Annotated in this window: 11 protein-coding genes; 6 read left to right on the forward strand and 5 right to left on the reverse strand. The window is 68.8% G+C overall.

All coding sequences use genetic code 11. The annotated features are described in order from the left end of the window. The coding region (locus tag RTM68_RS14360; protein WP_312172117.1) for an LLM class flavin-dependent oxidoreductase at nt 1-980 on the reverse strand (980 nt) is incomplete at its 3' end. 66 nt (nt 981-1,046) lie between these two features. Further along, nucleotides 1,047-2,612, reverse strand: coding sequence for an ABC transporter substrate-binding protein (locus RTM68_RS14365; RefSeq protein ID WP_312172119.1), 1,566 nt, complete (start codon nt 2,610-2,612; stop codon nt 1,047-1,049). A 93-nt stretch (nt 2,613-2,705) separates the two neighbouring features. Between RTM68_RS14365 and RTM68_RS14370 the strand changes: the two genes are divergently transcribed. Genes RTM68_RS14370 through RTM68_RS14380 form a run of 3 tightly spaced genes read left to right on the forward strand, consistent with a single transcriptional unit; the run spans nt 2,706 to nt 3,677 of the window. Further along, nucleotides 2,706-2,879: a hypothetical protein gene (locus RTM68_RS14370; RefSeq protein WP_312172121.1), complete on the forward strand. Its 174-nt coding sequence runs from the start codon at nt 2,706-2,708 to the stop codon at nt 2,877-2,879. A gap of 55 nt (nt 2,880-2,934) precedes the next feature. Then, the gene (locus RTM68_RS14375) at nt 2,935-3,054 is read left to right on the forward strand and encodes a hypothetical protein (protein WP_396654235.1); all 120 of its coding nucleotides are present in this window, start codon (nt 2,935-2,937) and stop codon (nt 3,052-3,054) included. Continuing rightward, a complete protein-coding gene (locus RTM68_RS14380; protein WP_312172124.1) occupies nt 3,051-3,677 on the forward strand; it encodes a dihydrofolate reductase family protein in 627 nt (208 codons plus the stop codon). Before RTM68_RS14375 ends, RTM68_RS14380 begins: the two co-directional genes overlap by 4 nt. Here RTM68_RS14380 and RTM68_RS14385 read toward each other — a convergent pair. Together RTM68_RS14385 and RTM68_RS14390 are read right to left on the reverse strand one after the other, a co-directional pair. Further along, complete coding sequence (locus RTM68_RS14385) at nt 3,674-4,498, reverse strand: HAD family hydrolase (RefSeq protein WP_312172127.1); 825 nt, start codon at nt 4,496-4,498, stop codon at nt 3,674-3,676. The two genes, RTM68_RS14380 and RTM68_RS14385, sit on opposite strands and share 4 nt — an antisense overlap. Before the next feature lie 5 nt (nt 4,499-4,503). Then, nucleotides 4,504-5,352, reverse strand: a complete 849-nt coding sequence (locus tag RTM68_RS14390; protein ID WP_312172130.1) for an exodeoxyribonuclease III — start codon at nt 5,350-5,352, stop codon at nt 4,504-4,506. Between the two features lie 37 nt (nt 5,353-5,389). On the opposite strand from RTM68_RS14390, the gene pyrE reads away from it, so the two are divergent. After that, nucleotides 5,390-5,950: an orotate phosphoribosyltransferase gene (pyrE, locus tag RTM68_RS14395; protein WP_210096110.1), complete on the forward strand. Its 561-nt coding sequence runs from the start codon at nt 5,390-5,392 to the stop codon at nt 5,948-5,950. Further along, nucleotides 5,947-6,849: an ROK family protein gene (locus RTM68_RS14400; RefSeq protein ID WP_312172134.1), complete on the forward strand. Its 903-nt coding sequence runs from the start codon at nt 5,947-5,949 to the stop codon at nt 6,847-6,849. Before pyrE ends, RTM68_RS14400 begins: the two co-directional genes overlap by 4 nt. A 34-nt stretch (nt 6,850-6,883) precedes the next feature. Here the strand turns inward: RTM68_RS14400 and RTM68_RS14405 are convergent, their stop codons facing one another. After that, nucleotides 6,884-7,201, reverse strand: coding sequence for a hypothetical protein (locus tag RTM68_RS14405; RefSeq protein ID WP_312172137.1), 318 nt, complete (start codon nt 7,199-7,201; stop codon nt 6,884-6,886). Nucleotides 7,202-7,403: 202 nt separating this feature from the next. On the opposite strand from RTM68_RS14405, the gene RTM68_RS14410 reads away from it, so the two are divergent. Continuing rightward, on the forward strand, nt 7,404-8,482 hold a 1,079-nt coding region (locus RTM68_RS14410), incomplete at its 3' end, for an anhydro-N-acetylmuramic acid kinase (RefSeq protein ID WP_312172139.1).

Raw genomic sequence — 8,482 nt, forward strand, 5'->3', positions numbered from 1 at the left:
GGCAGGTGCGGGTGGATCTCCTCGGCGATCCACGCGAGACTCTCGCGGTATTCGCTGCGGTCGTGGCCGAGCGGGATGCTGAACAGGTAGTCGGTCGAGGAGCGGACCGTCGGATCCGCCAGCAGGCCCTCGACGATCTGCGCCGGAGATCCGAAGAGGATCGAGGAAGAGCGCAGCACATCCGCAGGGTCTCCGCTCGTGTCGAGACCGGGCAGAGTGTGAGGGGCGTCCGCGAGATGCCCCGCGAACAGGCGGATCGCCTCGGCCTCGTCCCGCGCGGGGAGGATCGACCGCGAGACTCCGATCCTCGGCGCCGACGCGGGGTCGAGTGTGCTCAGGTAGGCCTCGACGAGGGGCTTCTGTGCACGCCCGGTGTCGCCTCCCGGAACCGCGCGATGCAGGTGCAGCCCATCTCCGGCCGCTCCGATCGCGCGCGCCGTCTGCACGTTGGCTGTGGCCTGCCAGACCCGGCGGGGCAGTGCGTCCGCGGGCGGGTACAGGTCGTACTCCCGCCCGTCCGTCCCGATCTCCGTGTGTGCGAATGCCGCGCGCAGGCGATCGAGGGTGTCGGCGTACAGCGTCTCCCGCTCCGTCTCGTCGAGACCGAACGCGTGGTACGCGGCGGTCGAGAAGCCCCCGGGGTTGCCCTTGCCCACGCCCAGCTCGATCCTGTCGCCACCGAGGGTGTTCACCAGCGACGCGGTCTCCGCGATGCGCAGCGGGTTGTCGAGCGCGAGCGGCACGACCGCCGTCCCCAGGCGCAGGCGCGTCGTGCGCTGTGTCACAGCGGCGAGCAGGGTCAGCGCCGACGGCGAGCCGATCGCCGAGAAGTGCCCCTCGGCGAGCCAGTAGGTCTCGAAGCCCAGCTGCTCGACGCGCTGAGCGTTCTCGAACAGCGTCGCGAACGTGTGCGCGGGGTCGGTCGAGCGTGGCGGCACCTCGAAGAGAGAGAGGCCGGGTCTCGTGGAAATGATGCTCATGGTCTCCTGTGCTCTCGGTCGTCGGTCGTCGGTCGTCGGTCGTCGGTCGGTCGTCGGGCGCGGGCGTCACTCGCCGATCGTGATCCCGGCCCAGTTGAGTCGACCCTGGCCGTTCTGGAAGTTCGAAGAGATGCTCGGATCCTTCACCCAGGTGATGGGGGCGGAGCTGAGGGGGATGACGGATCCGTCGAGGAACCCGATCTCGTTGGCCGCCTTCACGCGATCGACGAATGCGGGGTCGTCGATCGGCGTGGAACGCAGCTCGGCGATCGCGGCCTGGAAGGCATCCGTCGTGTACGGGGAGCTGAGGTTGAGCACGCCGTTGACGTCGAAGTGCTCGGTGAGCAGCTGCGTCGGCGAGTTGCGCCCCACCCAGCCGTAGAGCGAGAAGGCCGTCTCCTTGCCGAAGTAGCCCTGCGCCCAGTTCGGATCGCTGTCGATCGTCACCGTGACGCCGACATCGGCGAGCTGGGCCTGAGCGAGCTCGGCGAAGGCGACGTTCTGGAAGGGCGACGTGCTCAGTGTGACCTCGAGCCCGTCGCCGTAGCCGGCCTCGTCGAGCAGTTCCTTCGCGCGCTCCGGGTCGTGGGCGAACGCCGTGTCGAGGTCGTCGTTGAACGCGAGATGCGTGGGCGGGACGATCTGGTGCGTGACCTCGCCCTCGCCGAGCAGCACGCGATCGACGAAGGCCCCCTGGTCGAGTGCGAGGCGGAAGGCTTCGACGACCCGCTCGTCGTCGAAGGGGGCGACCTTGCGGTTGATGTTCAGGAACTGCACGAGCCAGTTCGTCGAGATGTCGGAGACGAGGTCGAGGTCGGCATCCTTCGCCTGCTGGATCTGCGCCCCGCCGATCTGCGCGAAGTTGTAGACACCGGTCTGGATGCCGGAGACGACGGATGCCGCGTCGACCCCGTACGAGATCTCGATGCGGTCGATCTCGATCTCGTCCGCGTTCCAGTAGCCGTCGAACTTCTCCAGGTAGATGTGCGATTCGGGCACGTACTCCAGGACCTGGAACGGACCCGCCCCGATCGGGAGCTGGGAGTTCAGCGTCGCAGCGGCCTCGGGAGTCGCCGTGGCCTCCTGGCTGGTGAGGAAGCCGGCTCGGACGCTCAGGAGATAGGGCACCTGATAATCGACGCTCTTCAGGTGCACGGTGAAGTTCAGCTCGTCGTCGGCCGTCACCGTGTCGATGTTCGAGTACGAGCCGAGCAGGGCCGAGTTCTCCTGCGTCTTGGCGCGCGTGAAGTAGAACGCCACCGCTTCGGCGTCGACGGTCGAGCCGTCGTGGAAGGTGAGACCGTCGCGCAGCGTGAAGGTCACGGCCGTGCCGTCGTCGTTGTACTCCCACGACTCGACGAGTCCGGGTGCGGGCTCCCCGTCCTTCTCCGTGAGGAGCGGCTCATAGACGGCGCCGAGCTGGATCGAGACGCCGGTGGCTCCGGTCACGACCGGGTCCCAGTTCGGCAGCGAGTTCGTCTCGGCCCACTTGATGACGGCCGGCTGGTCTCCTCCCGCGGCGGACCCGGCGGAGGGAGCGGCCGCGCAGCCGCTCAGGGCAAGGGCCGACGCGACGAGCGTCGCGAGTGCGGCGTGCAGCGCACGCGCCGGTCGCTTGACAGTGCGGTTCACGGTGATGGCTCTCCTCGGGTCTGATGGGCGGAACGATCTCATCGCAGCGATTGTGGCTGAGGGGTGGGCCGCCGCGAGCGGGCATGTCCTCCCGTGTCGATCGATGTCTGCACGTGCCGCAATGAGACGGCGCTGGTCGTGGGCGCCGTGGCGCCGGCATCCGTTCCCGGCATCAGCCTCGAGGTCGTCGCTGCTCTCACGGCCGGCGCCGGAGTGCTCATGCCGACGCGCACGCGCCCGACGTTCGACCCCCTCGAAGGGCCTTGACGGGGCGGCGAACTTTCGCGAGCATGCTTGCGACAGCATCGACAGAGGAGTCACCGTGACCAAGGTCTTCGTCAATCTGCCCACCGCCGACCTCGATCGTTCGAAGGCGTTCTGCACGGCGCTCGGCTGCGACATCAATCCGCCTCCGACCCTGCCTGAGAGCGGAATCCGATGACCGGTCGCATTCTGATCGACCTCTTCACCACCCTCGACGGCGTCGCCCAGGGGCCGGGCGGCACTGACGAAGACACTTCCGGCGGCTTCCGCTTCAGCGGATGGCAGGCCGGCTATCCGTCATCGGGTGTCGGACCCGAGGTCATGAAGGGCATGGCGAACCTCGATGCGCTGCTGCTCGGGCGCCGCACGTACGACATCTTCGCCGGATACTGGCCCCAGCACACGGACGGGCCGTCGGGCGAGATCGGACGACTCTTCAACCGGGTGCCGAAGTACGTCGCGACGAGGGATGCCGCCCTCGCTCTCGACTGGGAGGGCAGTGTGCGGGTCGGGGGCGACCTCGAGGCCGAGATCGCGGATCTGCGCACGAGGCACGAGGAGGTGCATGTCATCGGCAGCATCGACCTCGTGCACTCGCTGCTCGCCGAGGGACTCTTCGACGAGCTCAACCTCTGGGTCTATCCGATCCTGCTCGGCGCGGGCAAGAAGGTCTTCGACGATGGGGCGCTGCCGTCGGTTCTCACGCTGCTCGAGCCGCCGGTGCCGGACGACGGAGGGGTGCTGCTGCTGCGCTACGGCCGCACGGATCGGGTGCCGGCGGTGGACACGTTCGAGGACTAGCTCGATCGGGTGAGGCCGAGCATCCGCTCGATCACCCGCGCCACCCCGTCGTCGTCGTTGGACGTCGTCGTCTCATCTGCGGCATCCTGGACGACGTCATCCGCACCGGCCATCGCGACGCCGTGGCCCGCCCAGCGCAGCATCTCGACATCATTGAGCGCGTCTCCGAAGGCGATGACCTCGCTGCGATCGATGTCGAGGTGCGCGCAGAGGCGCGCCAGCCCCGAGGCCTTGGTGACGCCCTCGGCCATGACCTCGACGAACGGTGCACCCGAGAGCGTCGCCTCGAAGCCGGTGAGGTCGAGGTCGCGCAGCGTCTCGAAGAGCGCGGCCGGCGCGAGTTCAGGATGCCGGATCACGAACTTCAGACTCGGAGCGGCCACGACCTCGTCGAGCGCCACCCCGCCCATCGTCTCGGGGGCGCGCTTGTGGTCCGAGAGATCGGCGATCTCGGCGTACCCGTGCTGGGCGACGAACGTCTCGCCGCCCTCGCGCACACTCGCGAACAGCAGACCCGGGATGCTGGCGCGCAGCGCCTCGGCCAGGGTGCGGATGGTCTCGGCCGGAAGCTCCTCGGCGAACAGCATCCGTCCGTCGGCGAGGTGCGTCGCGTAGGCGCCGTTGCTGCACAGCGCCCACCCGTCGAAACCCGCTCCACCGGCGAGAGCCCGCAGCCCGATCGGCTGGCGCGCCGTGACGGGGACGACGTGGATGCCGCGTGCTCGCGCGGCGTCGAGCGCCGCTCGGGTGCGGATGCTCACCTCGGATGCCGACGTCAGCAGCGTGCCGTCGAGGTCGGTCGCGATCAGGCGGAGCGACACGGAACTCAGGAGAAGATCATCGGCAGGTCGTCGTCGTCTTCGGCGCCACCGCCGAGGTCGAACTCCACGACGACGGGCACGTGGTCGCTGGGCTGTTCGCCCTTGCGCTCGTCACGGTGGATCGACGCGCCGGTCACCGCATCGGCCAGCGTCTTCGAGCCGAGCACGAAGTCGATGCGTACACCCTCGTTGCGAGGGAACTTCAGCCGCTGGTAGTCCCAGTACGTGAAGCCCTCGGGGATCAGTGGGCGCACGACGTCGGTGAGCCCCGCATCGGTGAACGCGAAGAAGGCCTGGCGCTCCTCCGGCGAGACGTGCGTGGAGACGCCTTCGACGATGTCGGGGTCGCCGTTGTCCTTGTCGAACGGGATGATGTTGAAGTCTCCGACCAGCGCGAGGGGCAGATCGGGGTTCGCGGCGAGCTCGGCCGCCGTCGCCTTCTTCAACTCTTCGAGCCAGTGCAGCTTGTAGGCGTAGTGCGGGTCTCCGAGCGCGCGGCCGTTGGGCACGTATAGGCTCCACACGCGCACGCCGTCGACGAGCACACCGAGGGCGCGCGCCTCGAGCGGAGCATCCGGACCCTCATGACCCTTGGCGAAGCCCGGCATGCCGTCGAAGGCGGTGCGCACATCGGTCACCGGCAGGCGGCTCGCGATCGCGACGCCGTTCCACTGATTCAGCCCGTGCACCTCGACGTGGTACCCGGCTTCTTCGAACGGCCCGTAGGGGAACTGCTCGGGTTTGCACTTGATCTCCTGCATCGCCAGCACGTCGATGTCCTCACGGACGGCGAACTCGACGGTGCGGGTGACACGGGTGCGGATGGAGTTGACGTTCCAGGTGGCCAAGCGCATGCGTCAAGCCTAGAGCCCACCTCCTACACTGGATGCCGTGACCGCACTCGACGCAGACCGCCAGACCCTCCTCGACCTGATCAAGGACGAGGCCGTGTTCCACGGAGACTTCACGCTTTCGAGCGGCAAGAAGGCGACGTACTACGTCGACATGCGCAAGCTCACCCTCGACCACCGTGCCGCTCCCGCGATCGGCCGCATCATGCTCGACCTGATCGGCGACCTCGACGTCGTGGCCGTCGGAGGTCTGACGCTCGGCGCCGACCCGATCGCGAACTCGGTGCTGCACGCCTCGGTCGCGACCGACAAGCCGCTCGACGCCTTCGTCGTGCGCAAGGAGCCGAAGGATCACGGCCGCGGTCGCCAGATCGAGGGCGCCGACGTCAAGGGCAAGCGCGTCGTCGTGCTCGAAGACACTTCGACCACCGGACAGTCCGCGCTCAAGGCCGTCGAGGCCCTGCGCAAGGAAGGTGCCGAGATCGTCGCGGTCGCCGTGATCGTCGACCGCAAGACCGGTGCTCAGGCAGCGATCGAAGCCGAGGGCCTCGAATGGCGCGCCGCCTTCGACCTCGACGACCTCGGGCTCGACCCCCAGTGACCCGCTACGCGCTCGCCGTCGACGTCGGCGGCACCAAGATGGAGGCCGCGCTCGTCGATGAGCATGGCACGCTGGAGCGGGGAAGCCGCAGTCGCCGGGCGACTGGCCGGGATGCCACTCCCGCGTCGCTCGACGACGCGATCGCGACACTGATCTCCCATGCGCTGTCCCGTCTTCCCGACGACGCAGAGCTCGTCGGCGTCGGCATCGGCAGTGCGGGGCCGATCGACCGCAACGTCGGTCAGATCCTTCCCGTGAACATGCCTGCAGCCCGCGGGTACGGTCTCGCGGATGCGGTGCGCACGACTGCATCCGGGCTCCTCGGCCATGCGCTGCCCACGGTCTTCGGCCACGACGGCGGCGCGCTGGCACTGGCTGAGTCCTGGCTCGGTGCGACGAAGGATGCCCGTTCTTCACTCTCGATCGTGGTCTCGACGGGTGTCGGCGGAGGATTCGTCGTCAACGGCGCGTATATCCCGGGCGCCACCGGCAACGCCGGGCATCTCGGACAGGTGCGCCGTGAAGGCGGACTCACGCTCGAGGAGATCGCCTCCGGGCCGGCGAGTGCCGCCTGGGCGCAGCAGCAGGGCTGGGCGGGAGCCACCGGCGAAGACCTGGCACGGGATGCCGCTGCCGGCGACTCCATCGCCCGCGCCGCGATCGAGCGGTCGGCGAAGGCCGTGGGCGAGGCGCTCGCGGATGCCGCGACCCTCGTGGACCTCGACATGGTGGCGATCGGCGGCGGATTCTCTCGGGTCTCGGACGACTACATCGACCTCGTGCAGCAGGCCCTCACCGCGAGCGCCGCGCACGAGTACTCCCGTCGCACGCGCGTCGTGCGCTCGGGTCTCGGTGACGAGGGACCGCTCATCGGCGCCGCGGCGCTCGTTCTGCGCTGAGTCGCCGTCGAGTCGCGAGAGCCGAACGTTCTCGTCAGCGGGCCGCGACGATCAGATGGCGCTGCGGCCCCTCGAGTCGAGCCATCGCGATCTTGAGTTCGGTCGTGTCATCTGCGATTGCATCGATCCTCGTGCCGAGGGACCTCTCGACGTCCGCGAGATCCGTTCGTACCGCGTCGAGGCGGCCTCCGAGCGTCTCTTCGACGCCGTCGATGCGGCCTCCGAGCCTCTCTTCGACGCGGTCAGACTGACGGATGCACCATGAGAAGCCAGCTAGCATGCCGACTCCCAGGGTGATCACGATGCCGACAGCGCTGAGGACGATCGCGATGGTCTCTGCGGACACGAACATGCTCCCATTCTGGAGGTGAAGGGCGAGGTCTCGCAGAATGCTACGTGCGGCACGTATACGGGTCGGAACGGCGGAGGTCGCAGCGCCGACAGCGGTGGACGACTCGGCTCAGCGTTGGTCTGCGCAGAAGATCTGCGTGTTTCCGTTCGTCTCCCTAACAAAACAGCTCTACGCTCGAAGCAGGCGACGGAAGGAATCACGCATGCGCGTACTCGGACTGCTCTCGGGCACCTCACACGACGGCATCGATGTCACGGTCGTGGACTTCGAGGAGAGCGCGGGCGAGCTGCGCGGCACCGTGCTGCACGAGGACAGCGTCCCGTACGAGCCTGAGATGCGTGCTCGTCTCGTCGCGGCGCTGCCCCCTGCGCCCACCACGCTCGCCGAGGTCTGCGAACTCGACACTCTGATCGGCCAGGCCTTCGCCGAGGTCGCGGCCATCGCATCCGACGCGGTCGGGGGAGTGGATGCCGTGTGCTCGCACGGCCAGACCGTCTTCCACTGGGTCGACGCCGGCCATGCGCGGGGCACGCTGCAGGTCGGTCAGCCCGCGTGGATCGCCGAGCGCGTGGGCGCGCCGGTCGTGTCGGACGTGCGCATCCGCGACATCACCGCGGGCGGGCACGGCGCTCCGCTCGTCTCGTTCCTCGACGAGCTGCTGCTCCGCGGTCGCGCGGGGGTCTCGGCGGCGGTGAACCTCGGCGGCATCGCCAACATGACCGTGGTCGGCCCTGACGGGCTGTCGGCCTACGACATCGGGCCGGCGAACGCGCTGGTCGACGCGGTCGTCGTCGCCGAAGGGCTGGACGAGCGCGGGTACGACGCGGATGCCGCCATCGCGCGCACCGGAACGGTCGACGCCGACCTCCTCGCAGCCCTGCTCGCGGACCCCTATTACGCGCTCTCGGCGCCCAAGAGCACCGGCAAGGAGCACTTCCACCTCGACTACGTGCGCGCGCTCGTCGACCGGGTGCGGCCCGGCATCGCGCCGGCAGACCTCATCCGCACCCTCACCGAGCTCACGGTGCGCACGGTCGCGCAGGATGTGAAAACCGCCGGCATCGGCTTCCTCGTGGTGTCGGGCGGCGGATGCCATAACCCGCTGATCATGCAGGGGCTGCGCGAGGCGCTTCCCGACGTCGAGGTCGTCCTGGCCGACGAGCTCGGGGCGCCGGTCGACAGCAAGGAGGCGATCCTGTTCGCCCTGATCGGCTGGTGCACCATGCACGGCGTCGCCGCGGTGACGCCCGGTGGCACGGGAGCTCGTGAGCCCCGCATCCT

This window comes from Microbacterium sp., from assembly GCF_031988965.1.
GTDB lineage: Bacteria > Actinomycetota > Actinomycetes > Actinomycetales > Microbacteriaceae > Microbacterium.

Bases quoted from the DNA above. Each gene is read 5' to 3' on its own strand.
- RTM68_RS14390 (WP_312172130.1), bottom strand. From the start codon at position 5,352: ATGCGCTTGGCCACCTGGAACGTCAACTCCATCCGCACCCGTGTCACC.
- RTM68_RS14380 (WP_312172124.1), top strand. From the start codon at position 3,051: ATGACCGGTCGCATTCTGATCGACCTCTTCACCACCCTCGACGGCGTC.
- RTM68_RS14405 (WP_312172137.1), bottom strand. From the start codon at position 7,201: ATGTTCGTGTCCGCAGAGACCATCGCGATCGTCCTCAGCGCTGTCGGC.